This window comes from Rugamonas sp. DEMB1 (genome assembly GCF_029834475.1).
In the GTDB taxonomy this organism is placed as follows: Bacteria; Pseudomonadota; Gammaproteobacteria; order Burkholderiales; family Burkholderiaceae_D; genus Rugamonas; species Rugamonas rubra.
The window spans coordinates 869947-891980 of sequence record NZ_CP122407.1; the positions used below are offsets into that span (position 1 = coordinate 869947).

Consider the following 22034-nt stretch of genomic DNA (forward strand, 5'->3'; position numbering starts at 1 on the left):
CAGATCAGACCGCCGGCTCACTGCTGCGGCGAGCCGGCGATCGGCGTTTTCAGATAGGGGAAGGCGGCGCCGAAGGCGCCGTCGTCGAGGTAGGCGCCGTCGGTGAAGTGCAGGCCGCCGGCCGGCGCGTCGGCCGGCGCGCAGCCGATGTTGAGCATGCACAGCTTGCCCATCGCCACGCGCAGCGTGATGTCGACGATGTCGTCGCCGGGCCGGCGGCCGTTGGGGAAGCCGGCGTTGTCGCCCTCGATGACGCCGAGGCGGTTCTGCGCGCCCATCGCCAGCGGCGCGACCGCCGTGTTCAGGCGCAGCATCTCGGCCGGCGTCACCTTGGCCGGCTGGTTCAAGCCCTTCACGCCGGTGAGGAAGGCCGTCACCAGGTCGTTGCGCGGGAAGTTGGTCGGCGCCTTGGCGCCCGCCTTGCCGAACAGGAGCTCGACCAGCGCCGGCACCGTCGGATTGGTGACGTAGGTGGCGAACTGCGCGTCGGCCGACGGCTTGCTGCTGTTGAAGTGGTCCTTGTCCTTCAGGCCGATCACCAGCTCGTTCACCAGCGGCATGCCGAGGCGCGACACCTGGCTCCAGGCGCCGCCCTCGAAGGCGGCCGGGCCGCCCTTGGGCAGCGGATTGAGCAGGCGGCCCTGGCGCAGGCTGGCCGTGGTCCAGCCGCCGATCACCGGATCGGCGCCGCCGGTCAGGCAGGCGGCGGCCACCTCCAGTGCGATCGCGGTGACGTTCTTGTCGTCCAGGTCGTCGCGGGCGGCGCGCTCGGCGTTGGCGGCGAACTCGGTGGCCGGCGCCTTGATGTTGATCAGGTCGAAGGTCTCGCCCAGGTTGACCACGAACGGGCCCTTGCGTTGGCCGACGAACATGCGCGCCGGCGTGGCGCAGCCGGGGATGTTGATGTTGTAGACGTGCTTGGCGGCATAGGCGGCGTAGTTGGGGATAGCCTTGTTGCCGATGTTGTCGACCGGCTTGTCGAAGACGGCGCTGCCGCTGTCGGTGTTGACGACGGCGGCGCGTTGGCCGCCCCGGCGGTCGCCGCGCACCAGCGTCACGGCGTAGGTCTCGCGCACGTTCAGGCCGGCCGGGTTGACGCTGTCGATGGGCCCGCCGTTGATCACCAGGGGAATCGACACCTGCTTGCCGCCGACGTTGAACTTGCCGTCCTTGTTGGTGTTGGTGAAGCGGAACTGGAACGTCAGGTCCCTCCTTGGCGTCGCCGTTGTTGTCGATGTGGATCTCGTAGAGCGCGTTCGGGTCCATGCTGAAGTAGTTCGGGCCGCCGTAGGCGTCCTGCAGCGGCACGTAGTCGGCGATCAAGGTGACGAAGTTGGCGCGGCCCGGCTCGTAGCTGCGGAACAGGTAGAAGTCGGTGCCGTCGACCTTGGGGCTCTGCGTGATGAAGGGCGCCTCGCGGTGGCTGGAGGCGAGGGCGGCCGTGCCGACGCCGCCGGCCAGGCTGCCGATGAGCGCCGTGGCGAGCGCCCGTAGTGTGAATGTGGACATTTCAATCCTCCCGATTCGGTTGACCAGCGATCTGCTGTAGGGGCATATACGCGGCTTGACGCGCATCGGATTCAAACGGATTGGCCGCCCTGCGGTGCGGTGGATGTGGTACTTTTTTAATGCACACTCGAGCAGGCGAACCGTGATGAATCCACATTCCCATCCGCAAGATCCGCAACAGCTGCGCGCCTGGCTGCTGGGCGCGGCGCGACGCGACGCGGCGGCCTTCCGCGCGCTGTACGACGCTACTTCGGCGAAACTGTTCGGCTTCGCGCTGCGTATATTGCATAAGCGCGAGCTGGCCGAGGAGGCGCTGCAAGAGAGCTTCGTCGCCATCTGGCACAACGCCGGCGGCTACCAAAGCCAGCTGGCCGCGCCCATGACCTGGATGGCCACCATCGTGCGCAACAAGGCCTTCGACCTGCTGCGCCGCAGCGACGCCAACGTGGAAATCGACAGTGAACAATTTGATGGCGAAGTCATGAACGCCCTACAAGACCCCCGCGCCACGCCGATCGAGGCGCTGCAACTGAGCGGCGATGCCAAGGCCTTGGCGCACTGCATGGCGGCGCTGGAAGGGCCTGCAACGGCAGGCCATCGGCCTGGCCTACTTCCACGACCTGTCGCACAGCGAGGTGGCGGCGCAACTGGCGCTGCCGCTGGGCACCGTCAAAACGTGGATACGCCGTGGCCTGGACAAGCTGCGCAACTGCCTGGCCAAACTGGAGCGCGCATGAACATCCGCGACAACGCCCCGCTGCGCGACAAGCTGGCCGCCGAATACGCGCTGGGCACGCTGAAGGGCGGCGCGCGCCGCCGCTTCGAGGGCTGGATGCACGACGACGCCGCGTTGCGCCGGCTGGTCGTCGAGTGGCAGGAGAAGCTGGCGCCGCTGGCCGAGTTCGCTCCGGCGCGGGCGCCGGACGCGCGCGTCTGGTGCGGCATCGAACAGCGGCTGAACTTGCCGCCGGCGGCGGCGTGGTGGCAGTTCTGGCGCAACGATTCGCTGGTCTTCTGGCGCGGGCTGGGCTTGGCGTCGAGCGCCGTGGCGGCCCTGCTGGTGCTGGTGCTGGTGCTGGTGCTGCGGCTGCCGGAGGCGCCGCGCATCAACTACATCGCCACGCTGAGCGACGAGCAGGCCCGCACGGCGCTGCTGCTGACGGCCGACAGCAGCCGGCGCGCGCTCACCGTGCGGGTGCTGTCGGCGGCCCCGGTGGCCGCCGACAAGACGCTGCAGCTGTGGGCCGTGCCGAAGCAGGGCGCGCCGCGTTCGCTGGGCGTGCTGGCCGGCGCCGACAACCGGCTGGCGCTGCCGCCCGGCGCCATCGGCGCCGACGTCGCGCTGCTGGCGGTCAGCCTGGAGCCGAAGGGCGGCTCGCCCGACGCCGGCGGCCCGACCGGCCCCATCCTCTACAAGGGCAATTGGCTGCGGGTGATGTAGCCGCAGCGCTTAAACCAAAACGGAGTGTGTGTGATGAAAAACAAGATTATTGATTCGAGCGGCAACGTTTTTTCCGACTTGGGCTTTCCGCCCGAAGAGGCGGCGTTGTTGGCGCTGCGCGCCGAGTTGATCGCGTGTCTGCGCCAGGTGATTGCGGACAAGAATTGGAATCCTGTGCAGGCCGCAACGGCGCTTGGAATTGCCCAGCCTCAGCTCGCCGAGTTGATGGGCGGCACGCGCGATAGTTTTAGTCTGGACATCTTGGTCACCTTGGCCACACGCGTTGGCTGTAAGGTTGGCTTGACCTTGGCCTGAACCGCCGCCCTCAGCGGCAGGGCGACGGCGGCGCGGCGAACCAGCGCGCTTCGAGCGCCTTGTAGCGGCCGCTCTTGTGCAGCAGCGCGAAGCCCTCGTTGAACTTGTGCAGGTGGCCGGCGGCGGCCGGATCGTGTTTGCTGAAGGCGATGTACAGGCCCGGTGTGGCCACCGTGCCGACCTCCTTGAACTTGCCGCAGAACTGGGCCGGGTAGCGCACGAACAGCGCCCTGGCGATGCGCTCCTCGGCCGCCATGTACTGCATGCGGCCGGCCAGCAGCTTGCGGAAGCCCTGCTCGTTCTTGGTGCCGACCTCGCGCACGATCTTCTGGTTCAGGTCGAACTCGTCGCCGTACTCGTAGTCGCGGGTGACGCCCACGGTCTTGCCCTCGAAGTCGTGGGCGTGCAGGCCGTGCTCGGTCGAGCCGGCCAGCGCGTAGACGTTCATCCGCGTGCTGAACAGCGGCTTGTCGGGCCACAGGTAGCGCTCGGCGATCAAGTGGTTGGGCACGGCGTCGAAGCAGCCGGCGAGCTCGCCCAGCCGCGCCATGGCCATGCAGCGCACATACGGCAGCACCCGGAACGCCACGTTCACGCCGGCCGCCGCGTAGGCCTCGCGCACCACGTCGACGGCGAAGCCGCGCGCCTGGCCGTCGACGTTGGACGAGTAGGGCGCCCAGTCGTCCTCGGCGCCGATCACCACTTGCTGCGCCCGGCAATCGGCGAGGGGCAGGCCCAGCAGCAGGCCCAACAGTGGTGCGAGGATCTTGCGTTGCATAAAAACGTCCGGAGGCGGCTACGACATTGAACAGGCATGCCGTAATGGCATGGCGTATTGTGCCGCATGCGCTGGGCCAAAAGCAGCCAATTGACAAAAAACAGACAATTCATAAGAGAATTTCTGCCGCTGTAGTGGCCGCCGACGCGGGCGCCGACGGCGGCCCGGGATGGCCTTGGAAGGAGTTACAATCAGCCCAGCAAAGAGCAGACCGCCTTACTGGAGCAGACATGGACGAAAAGATATACCACCAGGACACCATCGCCTACGCCAAGGAGCAGGAGGGGCTGGTGCGCAAGTTGGAGTACCGCGTCACCGCGCAATCGGACCGCCGCGCCGTCGGCCGCGACGAGACCATGCGCGACTACGCGCGGGTGTTGTACTCGTCCTCGTTCCGCCGCCTGCAGGGCAAGATGCAGCTGCTCGGCATCGACGCCAGCCGCTTCAACCGCAACCGCCTGACCCACAGCCTGGAGGTGGCGCAGCTGGCGCGCAGCATCGCCGCCGACCTGGAACTCGAACAGAGCGTGGTGTCGGAGACCTGCTCGCTGGCGCACGACATCGGCAACCCGCCGTTCGGCCACTACGGCGAGAAGATCCTCGACAGCCTGAGCGAGGGCTACGGCGGCTACGAGGGCAACGCCCAGGCCTTCCGCATCCTGCGCACGCTGGAGAAGAAGCACCACTCCTACGAGGGCCTGAACCTGACGGTGCGCACGCTGTTCGGCATCACCAAGTACTTCCACACGCGCGAGGAAAACTCGACCAAGTTCCTGTTCGACGACGACCACGCCTTCCTCAGCGGCGAGCTGGCCCGCCACGGCGTGACGGTGCGCAAGAGCATCGACGCGCAGATCATGGACCTGTCCGACGAGATCGCCTACGCCGCGCACGACCTGGAGGACGCGCTGAGCGCGCGCATCATCACCATCGGCGAGATCGGCCACGAGTTCAAGATCAGCGCCAAGTTCAACGCCGCCTACGACGATTTTTCGCGCATCGCCGAGCAGGCGCACCAGGAGGCGCTCAAGTCGATCACCCACCAGACCTCGGAGGAGTACGCGATCGTGCTGCGCAAGGAGCTGACCTCGACCATCGTCAACGAGCTGTGCCGCGATATCGGCCTGGTCGACCACGGCCACGGCCACGGTGTCGAGTTGGGCTACCGCTCGAAGAAGGCGCTGGCGGTGGGGCTGAAGACGCTGCTGTTCCAGGCCATTTTGCGCAAGAAGGACGTGCAGCTGTACGAGAAGCGCGGCGAGAAGATCATCCGTGGCCTGTACGAGGTGTTGACCGACACCCGCTACAACAAGGACAACATCCTGCTGCCGGCCGAGCTGCGCCGGGTCGACGCGCCGCAGGCGCGCCTGGTGGTCGACTACATCGCCGGCATGATGGACTCCTTCGCCGCGCAGGAGTACGAGCGCTACTTCGGCAAGGGCTCGCTGGAGACCATCTACTTCCGCGCGCCGGAGGATTGACGGCCGCCGTCGCGGATTTGTTACGCTTTTGTATAAGACAAATCCGGCCGGCGGCGGCGGCCCTTATAATAAGCCTAAGCAATCCGCCCAAGCCCGCTTCGATCCCCATCCAGGAAACATATCCATGACTACGAACCCGATTCCCAAGCGCCGCATCTTGCTGGTTGACGACGATATGCTGACCCTGACGACCATCGGCCAGGTGCTGCGCCAGGCCGGCTACGAGACGGCCGAGGCCAGCTCCGGCGCCGAGGCGCTGCAGGTCGAGCTGGAGTTCAGCCCCGACCTGGCGATCCTCGACGTGGTCATGGAGGGCATGTCCGGCATCGAGCTGGCGCAGCACTTCCAGGCCGCCACGGCGACGCCGTTCATGTTCATCTCGGCGCGCGGCGAGGCGGAGATCGTGCGCCAGGCCACCGAGCACGGCGCCGTCGGCTACCTGGTCAAGCCCTTCGACATCAGCCAGATCGTGCCGGCGGTGGAGACGGCGCTGGGCCGCGCCGACGAGATCAAGCGCCTGCGCGGGCGCGAGTCGAGCCTGACCAGCGCGCTGGCGGCCGGGCGCGAGACCAGCATGGCGGTGGGCATGTTGATGGCCAAGTTCCACACCGACCGCGACAGCGCCTTCGACGCGCTGCGCTCCTACTCGCGCTCGAACCGGCGCAAGGTCAACGACGTGGCCGCCACGCTGCTCGACGCCGAGGACATGTCGAATGCCTTCCGCACCCTGCTGCGCGGCAAGTCCGGCGGCTGATCGCCCGCCGGCCTAGCGCTGGCGCTCGATCCACCGGCGCGCCGCCGCCAAGGTCGGCCGCAGCGCCGCCTCGGCGGCGCCGAAGTGCCGCTCGGCCTGGTCGCGGTCGCCCGCCGCGATGGCCTGCTCGAGCAGCAGCGACAGCGCGGCGAACTGCTTGGCCCCCAACATGCCGACCGAACCGCGCAGCGAATGCAGCTGGCGCATGCTGTCGTCGCGCCGCTCGTCGCGCCAGGCGTCGCGCGCCTGGGCCAGCTCGGCGCCGGCGCGCTCGACGGTCTGCTCGATCAGGCTGAGCATCTTGTCGGCGTAGGCCGTGTCGCCGCCGCCCAGTTGGAACAGCTGGTCGAGGCCGTCGGCGGTGGCGCCGTCGGCGCTCGGCGCGGCCGCCGGCGGTGCCGGCGGTGTCGGCACTGGCGCGCCCGCCGCCGGCACCGCCCCGGCGGTCCGCACCGCCGCCCCGGCGGTCTGTGCTGCCACCGCCCCAGTGGTCCGTGCCGTCGCCGCCCCAGTGGTCCGCGCCGCCACCCCGGCGCTCCGCGCCGTCCCCGCCGGCTGGCCGGCCGCGCCGCGTCCGCCCAGCTGGCGGCCGATGGCGGCCAGCAGCCGCTCCAGCTCGATCGGCTTGGCCACCACGTCGTTCATGCCGGCCGCCAGGCACTGGCGCTGCTCGTTCTGCGTCACGCCGGCCGTCATCGCCAGGATCGGCAGGTCCAGCCCCAGCTGGGCGCGGATGGCGCGGGTGGCGCTGTAGCCGTCCATCTGCGGCATCTGGATGTCCATCAGCACCAGGTCGAAGTCGGCCGGGCCGGCGCGCAGGCGCTCCAGCGCCACCGCGCCGTCCTCGGCCAGGGTGACGCTGGCGCCGACCTGCTGCAGCATGCCGCGCGCGACGATCTGGTTGAGCGCGTTGTCCTCGACCAGCAGCAGGCGCACGCCGGCCAGCGGCGCGGCCGGCGTCGGCTCGGCGCCGGCCGCCGGCGCCGCCGCGGCCTCGCCGGCCAGCAGGCGGCGCAGCAGCTCGTGCAGCGCGCTGCCGGTGAGCGGCTTGACCAGCACGGCGTCGGCCTCGGCGGCGCCGGGCTGGCCGATCAGGCCGCCGTGGGCGGCGGCGTCGACCAGCAGCAGCACCGGCAGGGCGCCGCCCGGCAGCAGGGCGCGCAGCGCCTGCATGGTGGCGACGCCGTCCATGTCGGCCATCTGCCAGTCCATCAGCACGGCGTCGTAGCCGCCGCCGCCGGCCAGCCGGGCGTGCAGCCGGGCCACCGCCTCGGGGCCGCTGTCGGCCGTGTCGACCTGCGCCTGCCAGGCGCGCAGCGTCTTGTCGAGGTAGTCGCGGCTGGTGCGCGGCGGGCCCACCAGCAGCAGGCGCAGCGCCGGCCAGACCGGGCCGGCCTCGGCCAGCGCCTCGTCGCTGCCGAGGCGGAACGGCAGCGTGACGGAAAACTCGCTGCCCTGGCCGGCGGCGCTGTGCAGCTCCAGGTGGCCGCCCATCAGCTCGACCAGGCGGCGCGAGATCACCAGGCCCAGGCCGGTGCCGCCGTAGCGCCGCGAGATCGACGAGTCGCCCTGGGCGAAGGCGCCGAACAGGCGCTGCTGCTGGGCGGCGTCGATGCCGATGCCGGTGTCGTGCACCGAGAAGCGCAGCAGCACCCGGCCCGGCGTGGTCGCGCGCTGCGCCACCCGCTCGATCCACAGCGCCACCTCGCCCTCGGCGGTGAACTTGATGGCGTTGCCGACCAGGTTGACCAGCACCTGCTGCAGCCGGCCGCCGTCGCCGACCAGGGCGCGCGGCACGTCCGGCGCCAGGCCCAGCGCCAGGTCGAGCGGCTTGCCGGCGGCGTTGACGGTCATGATGTTGGCCAGCGTGCCGAGCACCTCGTCGAGGCGGAACGGCAGCGGCGACAGCTCCATGCGGCCGGCCTCGACCTTCTCGAAGTCGAGGATGTCGTTGAGGATGCTCAGCAGCGAGCGGCCGGAGGCGCGGATCATCGCCACGTAGCGGCGCTGCTCGGGCGCCAGGGCCGGCGTGTCGAGCAGGTAGGCCATGCCCAGCACGGCGTTGAGCGGGGTGCGGATCTCGTGGCTCATGTTGGCGACGAACTCGCTCTTGGCCAGGCTGGCCGCCTCGGCCAGCTCCTTCGACATCACCAGCGAGTCCTGCAGCTGGCGCTGCTCGGTGATGTCGCTGGCGATGCCGAGGAAGCCGACGATGGCGCCGTCGGCGTCGCGCATCGCCGTCACCACCAGGCGCACCGGCACGCGCGAGCCGTCCTTGCGGCGGTAGTGCCACTCGTTCAGGTCGGCCTGGCCCAGGCGGGCGCGGGCCACGAAGATCTCCATGCCCTCGACCGGGTGGCCCAGCTCGGCGGCCAGCGCGGCGCCGTGGACGGCCATCTCGTCGGCCAGGTGCAGCAGCAGCGGGGTGTGCAGGCCGACCAGCTCCTCGGCGCTGTAGCCGAGCATGCGCTGGGCGCCACGGCTGAACAGGGTGATCAGGCCGGCCCGGTCGGTGGTGATGATGGAGAACTCGCTGGCCGAGTCGATCACCGCCTGCAACTGGGTGCGCGCCTCCTGCTGCTGGCGCTGCGCCTGCTTGAGCGGGCTGATGTCGGTGACGAAGGCGTAGAAGCCGATCACCTTGCCGTCGACCACGTCGGGCACGTAGGAGGCCAGGCTGTAGCGGGTGGCGCCGTCGGCGCCGACGATGGTGCGCTCGAACAGCGGGCTCTCGCCGCGCAGCGCCGCCTCCATGTGCGGCAGGTTGAGGCGGTAGCGCTCCTCGCCGATCACCTCGCGGATGTGGCGGCCGCGCATCTGCTCGGGCGTCTTGCCGAACCATTCCAGGTAGGCGCGGTTGCCGAAGCCGTTCATCAGGCTGCGGTCCCAGTAGCCGACCAGGGCCGGCATGTGGTCGATGATGGTTTGCAGCTTCTGGTGGTTGCGTTCCAGCTCGCGTTCCACCTTGATGCGCTGGGCGTCCTTGCGGCGCACCTGGTTGATGCTGACGGCCAGCATGAGCGGCGGCACCAGCACGGCCAGCAGCGGCACGTAGATCATCGCCTCCTGCCAGCGGCCGTAGATCGGCGGCGGCAGGAACAAGCCGCAGGACAGCATGGCGCCGCAGACGGCGGCGCACATCCACGACAGCAGCGCCAGGTGCTCGAAGCTGAGCGCCAGCGCGACGCAGGTGAGCGGCACGACGATGGCCATGAAGGGGAAGGGCATGTACAGCAGGGCGCCGCCGCAGGTGGCCAGGGCCAGCAGGGCCAGCAGGCCGATGTGCAGCGCGCCGAGCCGCTGCGCCAGCGAGGGGCCGGGGCGCAGCGCCAGCCGGGCCAGCGGCAGCATGGCCAGCGCGCCGATGGTGGCGCCCATGTAGTGCAGGCCCCAGGCGTTGCCGAAGGATTCGAACAGGGCCGGCTGGCGCCACCAGGCGGCCAGCGTGGCGCCCAGCAGCGGCGGCGCGCAGCAGCCCAGCAAGAGCAGCAGCAGGAAGCCCTGCGGGCTGGCGTCGAACTGGTAGCGGGCCGGCACGCGGCGCAGCAGGGCCGCCGCCAGCGCCATCTCCAGCGTGGCGGGCAGGGCGGCCAGCGCGGCGTGGCCGGCGTTGTCGCCCAGCGCCAGGCGGGCCAGCAGCTCGGCGCACAGGGCGCCCAGCAGCAGCAGCGGCGCCTGGGCCGGCGGCTGGCGCAGCAGCCAGGCGGCGCCCAGCGCGGCGGCGAACCACAGCGTGCCGATCTGGCCCGGCTGGCGCTCCAGCCACACGGCCATCCCTGCCAGCAGGAAGTACAGGGGGAGGAACTGCAGCAGCTGGGGCAGGGGCGGGGCGGCCACGACGGGACGGTACATCGGACGGGTTTCCTGATTGACAAGCTTGCCGTCTGCTGGCGTCGCGGGTGCGGCGGGCGGGCGGCGGGCGCTGTCAATATAGCGCAGAACCGGCGCCGGCGGCAGCCCGCCGGCTGGACGGTCCGGCAATTGATGTTGTCAGTTGGACACAGCCGGATTCGGTACATAGGCTTCTTTTGGGGCGCTCCAAACTTTGAGCGTGACTATTCAGCCGCTACGCGGTTGGAAGAAAAGAATTGCCGCTGAAAGCCCTGCGGAGTACTTCCAGCATGCTGTGGCCTTGCATGCGAAGAGAATCTAAGCGGGAGCTGATGACACAGAAATTGTGGGCGCCTTCAACGGTGCGGAAGTAGCTGGTTTAATCTTGAAGATGCGCACGGCCAGCTCAGCCACGTTGTTGGTGAACGGAACGGCCGGTTCGGCGGTGAAACGCATGATGGCCTCGGCATATAGCCGGACTTGTTCACCTTCGAAGCCAACACGTCCAGTCGCGCCAACAGCGTCAGGATCAGGACATCCTTCTCGGCGTAAAACCAGCCTGACAGATCGGCTTGTGGTGGTACCTATTGGATTTCTAGATTTTGAAGAGAAAGAATATGGCTACAGGAAAGTATTGCATGCATATAATTGTTTAAAATGAAAATACATGGCCACGGTTCAAAGAACAGATTAGCACATTCCATTGAGGCAATGCGATGACACAGGGACAGATCGAAGCCATATTTACGCATTGGCTGGCAGGTTTTTTTTCAAGTCGTAACTTGTCGAGGCCAGATGGCCGTCAGTTGTTCGCATACCACCTAAGTGATGTTGAGTATGCGGACCTGAAGCAAGCGCTACGTGCAGTTAGCGCTGCCTCCTTAGGTGCCCTTTGCGATGCGAGAAGCTTTAAAGCTGCTTGGTTTCTTTTTGCCGCTGAATGGTGGAAACGATGCTACGCAGGTGGAGCGTGGGGATGGTCAGGTCTCTTCGATGCGATACCGTTAGCCGAACCTGGGCAGGTGGTCAAGCAAGCCTGGGTTATGAATGCTCGCGAGTTCTGGCGCTTGGTAGGAACTCTGCCCAATGCACGACCGTACCTTGGACAGGTAATCCTAAATGGTGGCATTCCCGAACGTCTCCTTGAAGAAGCTCAGGGTCGAATTGCTGCCTTGCTTCGACTTGTTCTGCTCAGGTTAGGACGGTTGCCAATGTTGCGTCAGGACGAGCTTCTCGATGCAGTTCGCGAACAGCAGCATCTTCTTCCGCGAACCTATCGTGAAGAAAGCATATTCTCTTTATTCGCGGCGGTCGTCGAGACGATACTTGCATTACGCAACGAGTTCCAATTGGCAGAGGCAGCGGATCCGTTGGCTCGTTTAGAGGCGCGTTGCCCGGACTGGAAACTGCGCTTTCCCTTGCGGCTTGATGGTCACGTCGCACAAAGCTTGTTGACAGGTCTTGTGAATGACGCCGTCGCTGCCACGCGCGGGACTCGGACTCCGTTTTTCATACACCGTGGTGTCGGTATTGAATCAACCAACCTGCGCGAGCGCTATTGTCAGGTTGACGTAGTTCCCAGAATGAAAGCCGAAGCATTCGTTGAGAGTATAGGTATAGCCCCGCATGACCTTCCGCAGTCATTCGATATTGCAATGAGATCTGAAGGATCTGTTGTGTCCATTGGTCGGGGTGTCGTCATCGGTGACGAAGTAGCATTGCGAATCGAGCGAACTCAGTTGCCGGGATGTTGGTTCAGCGGGAGCGTAAGTTTGGAACTAAGTAGGTATGGCGGCCTACTGCATGCTTGCGATGTTCCCGGCAGCGATGCTCCTGACACAACTTTGCCCTGGATTCTAATTGATACTGCGCCAATGGCACAGGTGATCAGAACAGGCAGCTCCTGCGTTCGCAACGACACGGTACTTCTGTCCGTTCCGTCATCAGCACGAATAGCAGGATCCGAATGTCTGATTGAACTGCTAGGTAGCGACGGTGATCGAAATGTATACCGCCTATTCAAAGGTGAATGCAGGGTCGCTCAGGACGGAGATTACTTTGACATTCGCACCGGAGCGAGCGATTCGGCTCAGGAGAATTTTCTCTGGCAGGGAAAGCGGCTGTACCTTGATTCTGATCCTTCCTTTGTATTCGTTGCAAAGCCCAGGCTAGTTCGTGTTGGACCAACTGGCGAAATGGCCGGTGTCTCCCTAAGCCAGGTGTTCTGGCGGCAACAAGGGGTGGGGAACGACCGCTCGTTAGCGCAAACTCCCCCGCCGACCGGCCTTGGACTACTACGATGGGTTGAAAGTGGAAAACTCCAAAGTCGGCTCAAAGCGGTATGCCTTCCGGAAGGCGCCAGAATACGATACTGTGCTGGCACTACGCCGCATAACGGTTCTATCAAACTTGACGCTTGGCCAGCCAGTTCTGTCGCCGTCGAAGCTTCGGACAATCATAGCGCAGTGGTGCGTAAGGACGACGGTGAAAATTGGACTATCAGTCTTGATGCAGTGGGTACGCAGGTGCCTGCGGATATCACACTGCAAATAGGATGGCATGGCCAAGGCTTTCAACGGCTTGTCTTACCGTTCCCTTCACAAGGGGTTGTCTTGAGCGATCAAGCTGGAAAGAGTCTTCAGCTTGGGGGGCAAATTCGCGTTCAGGATTTGCTCGGCGCACGTGCCCGCCTATTATCGAGTAATCCTAATGCTCGGTGGCTACTTACATTAAGCCTTCGAGGTATCGAAGGGAATAGTAGGATCGAGCGACGCTTTGCGTATCATCGGGCAAGTGGAGAATCTGCTCTCCGTGAGATTAGACTGTTTGAATTGATGCCAACGATCGCGCAGATGCTAGCGAGTGTCGAAGCGTTGGATGTGTGTGTTGAGGCACGATTCGACTCTGACGGCAAACACTATGATGGATTCCGCGTGGCGCGCTACGCCTATGATGTGGTTCCCGACAAAGAGATCGGAACCTATTGCGTTTCTGATCGCTGCGTTCGGATGCTGGCACAAGAGTCGCTCCGAGATACGTCTATTCGTGCCCTGCCTCTGCAACACCCAGACCAAGACGTTCAGCTACTCCCAGTCGAGGTCGACGATATCCACTCAGGAGCTTGGGCATTCAATCCAGAAAATCGTGCGTCCGGCAATTGGCTAATTTATCCTACCTTTGATTCGCCACTACCACTTCGTCCCCTTGCATGGAAAATCGGGGATCCGAGCGACTCAGTAGGCGGAACACCACTCAAATTGGCACTAAGTGTTCGAGACAAACGACAGCGGCTGAATGCTCTAGCCTTGGCGCTGGCCGAAATGGCCGAGCATCCAGGTCACCAGGACTGGTCCTGGGTTGAGGGACTATCTCTACGTATCGGCCATCTACCTTTATCTAGCCTTGATTTATGGATCGCCATGGCAAGGGTTCCACAATCGATGATAATGGCCCATCTTAGAGTAGATGGCTTTGCCGAGCGGATCAGTCAACGTGCAGATCAAGAACTGCCTTTTGAGTGGGCCTTCACCTCACCAATTCATTGGCAGCGTGCAATTAGACGGCTGAAGGCAGTGAGCGCAACCAAGAGCGAAGTCGAACGTTTATTGGATGACCTGCTGTTGCAGGGGCGACTACAGCTAGCAAAAAGGTTGCCGTCTGTGTTGAGCATGTCACTGACCTTAGCTCAACATGAATTGGACGGAAAGCGCATGTCGGAACTTGATCGTAATCCCCAACAATTGGCGATCTTGGCCGCTGGCTTACTGCATAGTCTATATGAAGGTGATAGCGCAGCGCTACAACGCCTAATCCGCCGCCCCGAGACAGATCAAGATCTTTGGCCAAGCGAACTCAACACACAGGTGCAAAGATTTTCTCTAACGCCGAGCGGGAAACGCCTTTTCCAAGAAATTCAATCGCTGCATGATGATCGCAAGTTCTCCGTCATCGCTTTGCCATTCTTGCTAGCGTATGAAGCCGCTGCCGGCGAGACAAATCACTGGCGGGAGTCACCGAATCATCTTGCAGCACTGCGCGGATATCGCGACTTCGACCCTTATTGGTTCGATGAAGCATACCAGTGCGCTATGCAATGCGCGCTATGCGACGGGCAGATTAAGACTGAGGTATGAGCATGTACAAATATCGACCGTTTATCCAACCGCTGATCAACGAACTTACTACCCGGAGTAAGCGCGCAGCCCTTAGTGTTATGGGTATTGCACAGCCGAGTTTGCGAGGCTATCTTTCTGAACAGTTGTCCGGACAGCCAGGTAGCCATGCTAGCATGCTCGCGGATCCAGTGTTCGAACCGACGTTTGGTTGGACCGAGAGCGATACGAACATGGCAAAGCTTTCGGGAGAGCTGCTGCACGCCGATTTAGTGGCATGCATGGCAAATCCTCCCATAGCACTGGCAGAAGACTATACCTTTCCAATCTCCAGATCTCCGTTTGCGCATCAGCTCCAGGCTTGGAAAACACTCTCGATGAAAGATCCGAGATCATTGGTAGTCACCAGTGGAACAGGTTCCGGGAAAACTGAATGTTTTCTGGTTCCAATCCTTGACCGCCTGACGCGACAGGCGGAGGCCGAGGGCGCACTTCAAGGCGTGCGTGCGCTATTCATCTATCCTCTCAATGCACTGATCGCTAGTCAACAAAATCGTCTGGACGCTTGGACGGATGGATTCAACGGTCGATTGCGCTATTGCCTGTACACAGGCAATCTTCCTGATGAGGCCAAGGGGATTCAAAAAGAGTACCGGGGACAGGTAATCGATCGGCGCACGCTAAGAAGCGATCCGCCTCCAATGTTGGTTACAAACGCCACGATGCTTGAGTATATGTTGGTCAGAAAGGAAGACGCGCCAATACTTTCGAAGTCACAGGGGAAACTTGAATGGATTGTGCTCGATGAGGCACACACGCACATTGGATCGCAGGCCGCCGAGATGGCGCTTCTATTACGGCGTGTAATGCTGGCGTTTGGAGTTCTACCAAAAAACGTGCGATTTGTTGCGACTTCGGCTACATTCGGAGATGATGAGGAAGCGACGCGAAAACTTAAAGCGTTTCTTGCCGCAATGGCAGGCGTAGAGCCAAATCAAATTTACGTAATTCATGGTAAACGTCATGTTCCTCCATTGTCATTGCCTGCTGTTAGGCCCCGATAATATCACTTGAATCATTGCAGGAAATTGACGGTGAATCTGAGATTAGCTCGGAGCGTTTCGATGCCTTGGCATCTCATTCCACCGCCCGAGCGATTCGTGCGACGTTTGCGCCAGATGGGAAGACGAAGGTCCACAAACTGTCGTCATTGATGAAACAATTTGAATCGCTAGAACTCAGTCAATCCGAGCTGACACGATGGCTGGACCTGTTATCCGGTACTCGCCGCGAAGCGAACGGGCAGTCTTATTTGCCGCTGCGGATTCATCTATTCCATAACGTCCTGAACGGCCTATTTGCATGTGTGGATAGAAACTGTCCTGCAAAACCTGAAATTCTATCCGGCGAAGATTGGGCGTTCGGAAGTGTCTACACATCTGAACGCTTAACTTGCGCGTGCTCCGCCCCCGTGCTGCCATTGGTAAGCTGCAAAGAGTGCAATGCACTGCATTTGCAAGGTATGGTCACCGCGAATCATAGATTGACAGCTCCGCAGCGGGACAGTGGTGATGAATTTGCTCTGGATGCCGACGAGGACTCCGAGGAAACGAGGGAAGACAACAGTGACGCGTCGTCGCCTCTTTCTCGATCAAGCGTGCTCGTGAGTAATCGACTTTTCGAGGGACGCTGCCCTCCATCTTTGCTAGACACGGCTGACCATACACTGCGCATAAATCCTGGTGAAACGCAGACCATTCTTCTTCACTTGCGCGAACAAGATGATCCAGAATACTGCCCAGCATGCGACAGTCAAGGTGGAAAAGTTTCAATTATGCGTCGGTTGGCTTTCGGCTCTCCACTGACCATGGGTCTGGTAACCGGCACTCTTCTTGAATTTTGCCCCGACGATAAAGATGCGCCTTTGTCGAAGCCATTCCGAGGGCGCAAGATGATCTCTTTCACGGATAGCAGGCAAGGTACGGCCCGCCTTGCGCTGAAATTGCAACAGGACTCTGAACGCAATCGGGTTCGCGGGCTCATCTACCATTTACTGTTGCAAAGCGCTGGCGCTTCAGAAGGTCTTAGTAGCAACGAGCAAATGCTGCTGACTGTACTTCTTCAAATGAAAGCTGCCGGCACAATCACAGTGGATCAGGCATCAGCACTCGATAGACTGACGGCCAAGCAGCATAGTACACCGATGGCAGAGCTTGGATGGAACGAGCTGCGAGCTAAGTTGGCAGGAAGTAATGACATTGAAGCTGGTATGCTCGACTACTACGCTGGCATCGCCCCATCGGTATTTCAAGCCGGAGCGGGGGCGAGCATGCTTGCTCTCATGTTGATGTATCGCGAGTTTGCCCGCCGTCCAAAAAATCGAAATAGTCTCGAAAGTATGGGGCTGGTCGCCCTTCACTACCCACAGCTCGAAACATTGTCAAAGGCTCCGGCCGGATGGCCCCACGGGCTCGAAGCATGGCGCAGTTATCTGAAGGTACTGCTCGATTTTTATGTTCGCGAAAATTCATTTGTTGAGTTAGACATAAACTTACAGCGCTTTGTGGGGATTCGCATAAGTCCGAAATGGCTACTAGCCCCAACCTCAAAAGAGGTTGCTGACAACAGACATACGCACTGGGTCCAAGTAAGGCCTAATAGCTCAAGGCAGCCCCGTCCGATAAAATTATTATTGAAGAGCACTGGTTGGGAAGTTGATAGAAAACAAGATCAAATTGACGCGCTACTGAGGGCTGCTTGGGTTGATCTGACTGAGCGCGCAGTAATTCTGATCAAGTCTGAGGATGGTTATCGCCTTGACTTTACGAAAGTCGCTTTGCGTACGATAGTTCGAGCAGGAATATGCCCGATAAGTCGTCGATTCATTGATACACCCTTCATGGGCATGACCCCCTATGCATCAGCTAAAGCGCCTGATGCTGTATGCAAGGTAGAGATGACGGATATTCCTGTATATCCCGACGCGTTCGGCAAAGGGGATGACTTCGAAAGTAAATTGACTGAAGCACGAAACTGGCTTGAAAGTGAGCCGCAAGTTCACGCGCTTAGAGAGCAAGGACTGTGGTCCGATCTGCATGATCGGACCATTGAAGGCGGCGCGTGGTTGAGATGTGTTGAGCATTCAGCGCAGCAGCCGAGAAGCCGCTTAAAACGCTATGAAGATCTTTTTAAGAGCGGGCGTATAAACGTAATGAGCTGCTCAACGACGATGGAAATGGGAGTGGATATCGGCGGCATAAGCGTTGTCGCAATGAACAATGTACCACCACATCCTGCCAATTATCTTCAGCGTGCTGGGCGAGCGGGCCGGCGTAGCGAGGGCCGGGCTGTCGCGCTGACCGTCTGCAAAAACACACCACACGATCAAGGCGTTTTTTCCCGGCCAGACTGGCCTTTTGCAGTGACGATACCAGTTCCAGACGTATCTCTCAGGAGTCGTGATTTAGTACAGCGACATATCAACGCTTGGCTACTATCGCATTGGTTTAGAAACGTCGCACGAAACGAAGAGCTTAAGGGGGTAAATTGCGCAGCCTTCTTTCGTCGGCAAGGCGAATATAGTGTCGCCGAGAGGTTCATGCTCTGGTGCGAACATGGGGAAAAGAACCTAAATGCAGTGTTGCGGGCTGGCCTAGAGGCTCTCGTAACAGGGACATCTTTGCAATCCGTCCAAGCGTCGCGGCTCGCGGCGGACGCAGGAACTTCAATGAGGCAGTCAAGCGAGCAGTGGACTGCGGTGTACGAAGGCGTTGTACAGCAGTTGAAGATATTCGAGGGAGAAACCAGCAAAAATTCAGCACTAAAAGCTCTTGAGATTCAAATAAGGCGAATCGAAGATGAGTATCTCCTTTCTGAATTAGCGAACCGTCGCTTCCTGCCCGGATACGGCTTTCCAACCGATGTGGTCTCCTTGGACAACCGTACGCGAAGTGCGGTAGTAGACGGTGGGGCAACTCGCGAGGACAATCGTGGTCGATATCAAGACCTACCATCACGAGACCGTGTAACCGCTCTGCGTGAGTACGCACCTGGCGCAGATTTGGTTATGGATGGGCTCATATATCGTTCGCGTGGGATCACGCTAAATTGGCATGTTCCAGCAAGCGAGGCTGACGCCAGGGAAGCGCAGCTTTTCAAGTATGCATGGCGGTGCCGTCGTTGCGGCGCAAGTGGAAACAGCATGTCAGTGCGGCCTGAGTGCTGCCAAGAGTGCGGATTCACCTTAGAGGCACGAGATATCCCGCTCTACTTGGTACCATCCGGCTTCGCAGTGGATTTCTTTGATGAGCCGCATACGGACGTCACAGTACAACGTTATATGCCGGTGGAGCAGCCTTGGCTTAGCGTCAATGCACCCTGGATCGCATTGGCCAACGCCGGAGCAGGACGTTTCCGAACAAGTAATCACGCTCATCTCTTCAGCCATTCGAGTGGCGAGTCAGGACTTGGTTACGCGGTTTGCCTTGAGTGTGGTAGGGCGGAGGCGATGCTGGAGCATGAAGATCCGAAGGCGAGCCCCAATGAGCGCTCACTTCCAACGATATTTCGGGCCAAGTCTTTACATCGTCGCCTCAGAGGCAATAAGGGACAGGACAACACACGAACTTGTGCCGGCAGCGATAGTTCATGGAAGATCAAACAGTATGTCCACCTAGGACACGATAGCATCGGCGACGCACTTGAAGTGATGCTATCCAATGTTGGTGGAACTAGTTGGTTAAACGATGATGTCGCGGCATTTTCCATTGCAATCGCGATGCGTGCGGCGATTGCAAAGATTCTTGGAATTCTTGAAGATGAGCTCGGATGCGCAACTGCGCCTATCCTTCAAGACGGGAAAACCGTCCGAACAATTCAAGTGTTCGATCAACGCAGCGGTGGCTACACGACGTTAGTGGCCCCTCAGCTACAGACAGCAGAATTTTGGACGAAGGTACGCAATGCTCTCTTTTGTTCGGTTAGCTGCGAATCGGCCTGCCAGCATTGCCTGCTAACATTCGATACCCGATTTGCAGCGGACCGTCTTAATCGCCATCGTGCACTTGAAGTGCTTGATGAGGCCTGGATCACAAGTCTAGCGTTGCCTGAGAACCTGCAAGTTTTCGGAGAAATGACTCTGCCAGAGTCAGTAACCCTCTGGGAATCTCTTAGCATGCAGTGCGAATCGGGAGGCGTTCAACGTGTAAGGATATACCTTCATGAAGATTCCGCGCAGTGGGATCTCCCTAGCGCGCATCGACTACAGCGTTTGCTCTATGGATGGTACGCTCAATCCTTGCCGATTGAACTCTATGCGGCGATGGGCACCTTAGCATCAATGGATGAAGCGAATCAGCGAAAGCTGTCTGAGTGGACCGGTGCCGGCGCTCAATATTTCGAAGCGGCATCTAATCAATTATCAGTTGGGACGGATTGTCTACCCTTCTTGGCCGCCGTTAGAACAAGCAATGGATGGACTGCGTGGGCTAGCAACAGTAATTCTGCTTTTGTAGCGAACTCGGAATGGGGAGAGTTGGCGGCAGGAGATGTACTGGTTCGGGGCCAGGTCGAATTGTATGACCTGGGGGCGCCTATTTCCTCTGCTGACATCAGCCTTCATTCCAGCAGCGATAGAGATCTTGAACTAAATGGCGAGTTAGATGGCACTATCGATGGCTTTGGAAATCGCTTTTGGAAGCATGTATCTGTACAAGTTCCAGCAGTCGCCACGTTGCTTAGTCAAAGCAACGACAGGTTGATCGCAGTGGAGTACTGTGATCGCTATATCAGAAGCCCTCTAGCTGCGGCACTATTCATCTCGCTGGTTTACGCACTAAAGGGCACTGCTCCAGGCGATGCTGGTTTTGCAGTGCGTATGCAGACACTGAAGTTCTTGGCCCAACGTGAATCCTTGGGGCGCCTCTGGGATGACTGGAGGAACGACGCTTTCCGCGACGTAGCAGTCAACCGAGCACTTGATGAATGTGGGCTCGAATCGACGGTCGAGAGTGCTGAGCCTGGTGCAATCGAGCACTCTCGCGTGCTGACACTACGCTTTGCATCCGGCAGGCTCATTAGCCTCAGATTGGATCAGGGCGTCTCCTACTGGGTCATTCCTAGAGGTGGATACTTCAACCGGTTTGACTTTGGGAGCAGTGTGTCAGAACAGGCGCGGAACTTGATTACCATGGCGGGCAATATTGCGGCACCTTCAGGATTACCAAGCCATGTATTTGTGAAGGCAAATTAGCAGATCATGGACCCAACGGCACTGTCAGGTCCATGATAACCTGCCGAATGTGTAGTGATTGTGACTTGACCGGACAGTTAGAGTTCATCGTCGTGTTCCAAATCCCCATCGCGCCAAAGCGATACCGTGCCATCACTGTCGCGTTGTTGATCCGAAGAAGGAGTTTTCCAGGAAATGAACGCGCCCCCACCAATGGATGGCCCCGTCGTGCCATCGCGCGTACCAACTGTACGCGCAGCGTCCGTTTAGGACTGACCGACGGACGCCTGCGCTTGCCGGATAGCGCGGTCCGCGCCTAGTAGCTGCTCAGCGGCAGTGGCTGGCCGTTCTTGAAGGTGAAGATGGTCACCGGCGACTGCTTCATGTCGCCCTTGGCGTCGAAGGAGTAGGTGCCGGCCACGCCCTGGTAGGCGCCGGCGCTGACGGCCGGGCCGACCTTGGCCGGGTCGGTCGAGTTGGCCTTCTGCATGGCTTGGGCGTACATCAGCGTGGCGTCGTAGTAGGAGGCGGCGTAGACGTCGGCGTCCTGCTTGAAGCGGGCCTTGAACTTGGCCTTGAAGGCCGGGCCGGCGCTGGCCTTGTCGAGCAGGGCGCCGCCCTGCGAGCACAGCACGTTGTCGCCGGCGGCGTCGCCGGCCAGCTTGCCCATCTCGGCGGTGCAGATGGTGTCGCCGCCGAGCAGCTTGGCGTGGATGCCCAGCTGGCGCATCTGGCGCGCCATCGGCGCGGCCTGCGGCGCGTAGCCGCCGAAGAAGATGGCGTCGGGCTGCTTGGTCTTGAGCTTGGTGAGGATGGCGCTGAAGTCGAACGCCTTGTCGGTGGTGAACTCGTGGCCGGCGATCTGCATGCCGGAGGCCTTGGCCTGCTTCTTGAACTCCTCGGCCACGCCCTGGCCGAAGGCGGTGCGGTCGTCGATCACGGCGACGTTCTTGAACTTGAGCTCCTTGGCGGCGTACAGCGCCATCTTCGAGCCGAGCTGGGTGTCGCTGGCGTTGATGCGGAACAGGCCGGCGTAGCCCTGCTGGGTCACCTTGGGGTTGGTGGCCACGGTGGCGAGCAGAACGCCGGCGTCGTTGTAGGCGCGCGAGGCGGGAATGGCCACGCCCGAGTTGTACGGCCCGACGACGAACTTGACGCCCTTGTCGATCAGCTTCTGCGCCGCCGCCATGCCGCTCTTGGGGTCGCCCTGGTCGTCCTCGGAGAGCAGCTCGAAGCGCAGCTTCTTGCCGCCGACGGTGATCGGCTTGGCGTTGAGCTCCTCGACGGCCAGCCGCACGCCGTTCTCGTTGTCCTTGCCGGAGAAGGCCTGGGCGCCGGACAGCGGGCCGCTGTGGCCGATCTTGACGAGCAGGTCCTGCGCGCCGGCGGCGCCGGCCGCGCCCAGCAGCGCCAGGGCGGCGGCGCTGTGCTTGACGATGTGCTTGAGGATGGGCTTGAGAGTCATTCGGTCTCCGATATGTGGTGGCCGCCCCGGCCGTGCGTGGCGGGGCGTGCCCTGAATTATCGCTAAAAATGAAAAATATTAATGTGTGACTTGGGCCGCGACGGGGTGTATTTTTCGCC

At 61.4% G+C, this 22034-nt stretch carries 10 protein-coding genes and 3 pseudogenes; 9 read left to right on the forward strand and 4 right to left on the reverse strand.

Going from position 1 to position 22034, the window contains the following annotated elements; translation table 11 throughout:
* Positions 1-17 precede the first annotated feature (17 nt).
* Positions 18-1555 (reverse strand): annotated as a pseudogene (locus QC826_RS04065) (DUF4331 domain-containing protein).
* Between the two features lie 99 nt (positions 1556-1654).
* On the opposite strand from QC826_RS04065, the pseudogene QC826_RS04070 reads away from it, so the two are divergent.
* The 4 genes and pseudogenes from QC826_RS04070 to QC826_RS04085 form a co-directional block, all read left to right on the forward strand.
* A pseudogene (locus QC826_RS04070) lies at positions 1655-1888 on the forward strand (RNA polymerase subunit sigma); the annotation flags it as partial.
* A gap of 160 nt (positions 1889-2048) precedes the next feature.
* Positions 2049-2246 carry a sigma factor-like helix-turn-helix DNA-binding protein gene (locus QC826_RS04075; protein WP_279766377.1) on the forward strand — a complete coding sequence of 66 codons (198 nt, stop codon included), beginning with the start codon at positions 2049-2051 and terminating at the stop codon, positions 2244-2246.
* A 317-nt stretch (positions 2247-2563) separates the two neighbouring features.
* Positions 2564-2950 (forward strand): annotated as a pseudogene (locus QC826_RS31550) (anti-sigma factor domain-containing protein); the annotation flags it as partial.
* 33 nt (positions 2951-2983) lie between these two features.
* Positions 2984-3265 carry a helix-turn-helix domain-containing protein gene (locus QC826_RS04085; protein ID WP_093383178.1) on the forward strand — a complete coding sequence of 94 codons (282 nt, stop codon included), beginning with the start codon at positions 2984-2986 and terminating at the stop codon, positions 3263-3265.
* A 10-nt stretch (positions 3266-3275) separates the two neighbouring features.
* On the opposite strand, the gene QC826_RS04090 is transcribed toward QC826_RS04085, so the two are convergent.
* Positions 3276-4043, reverse strand: a complete 768-nt coding sequence (locus QC826_RS04090; protein WP_279764518.1) for a substrate-binding periplasmic protein — start codon at positions 4041-4043, stop codon at positions 3276-3278.
* Positions 4044-4273: 230 nt separating this feature from the next.
* Here QC826_RS04090 and dgt point away from each other — a divergent pair, with 230 nt between their 5' ends.
* Both dgt and QC826_RS04100 read left to right on the forward strand, forming a co-directional pair.
* Positions 4274-5524 carry a dGTP triphosphohydrolase gene (gene dgt, locus QC826_RS04095; RefSeq protein WP_279764519.1) on the forward strand — a complete coding sequence of 417 codons (1251 nt, stop codon included), beginning with the start codon at positions 4274-4276 and terminating at the stop codon, positions 5522-5524.
* 124 nt (positions 5525-5648) lie between these two features.
* Positions 5649-6278: an ANTAR domain-containing response regulator gene (locus QC826_RS04100; protein WP_093383184.1), complete on the forward strand. Its 630-nt coding sequence runs from the start codon at positions 5649-5651 to the stop codon at positions 6276-6278.
* A 12-nt stretch (positions 6279-6290) separates the two neighbouring features.
* Here QC826_RS04100 and QC826_RS04105 read toward each other — a convergent pair whose 3' ends face one another.
* On the reverse strand, positions 6291-10130 hold the full coding sequence (locus tag QC826_RS04105; RefSeq protein ID WP_279764520.1) for a response regulator: 3840 nt from the start codon (positions 10128-10130) through the stop codon (positions 6291-6293).
* Positions 10131-10825: 695 nt separating this feature from the next.
* Here QC826_RS04105 and QC826_RS04110 point away from each other — a divergent pair.
* The 3 genes from QC826_RS04110 to QC826_RS04120 are packed head-to-tail and all read left to right on the forward strand — an operon-like array spanning position 10826 to position 20471.
* Positions 10826-14242 carry an STY4851/ECs_5259 family protein gene (locus QC826_RS04110; RefSeq protein ID WP_279764521.1) on the forward strand — a complete coding sequence of 1139 codons (3417 nt, stop codon included), beginning with the start codon at positions 10826-10828 and terminating at the stop codon, positions 14240-14242.
* Positions 14239-15285: a DEAD/DEAH box helicase gene (locus QC826_RS04115; RefSeq protein ID WP_279764522.1), complete on the forward strand. Its 1047-nt coding sequence runs from the start codon at positions 14239-14241 to the stop codon at positions 15283-15285. Before QC826_RS04110 ends, QC826_RS04115 begins: the two co-directional genes overlap by 4 nt.
* A 14-nt stretch (positions 15286-15299) precedes the next feature.
* Positions 15300-20471: a helicase C-terminal domain-containing protein gene (locus QC826_RS04120; RefSeq protein WP_279764523.1), complete on the forward strand. Its 5172-nt coding sequence runs from the start codon at positions 15300-15302 to the stop codon at positions 20469-20471.
* Positions 20472-20766: 295 nt separating this feature from the next.
* Here QC826_RS04120 and QC826_RS04125 read toward each other — a convergent pair whose 3' ends face one another.
* Entirely contained in the window at positions 20767-21915 is a 1149-nt protein-coding gene (locus tag QC826_RS04125; RefSeq protein ID WP_093385112.1) for a branched-chain amino acid ABC transporter substrate-binding protein, read from the reverse strand.
* Between the last annotated feature and the right edge of the window lie 119 nt (positions 21916-22034).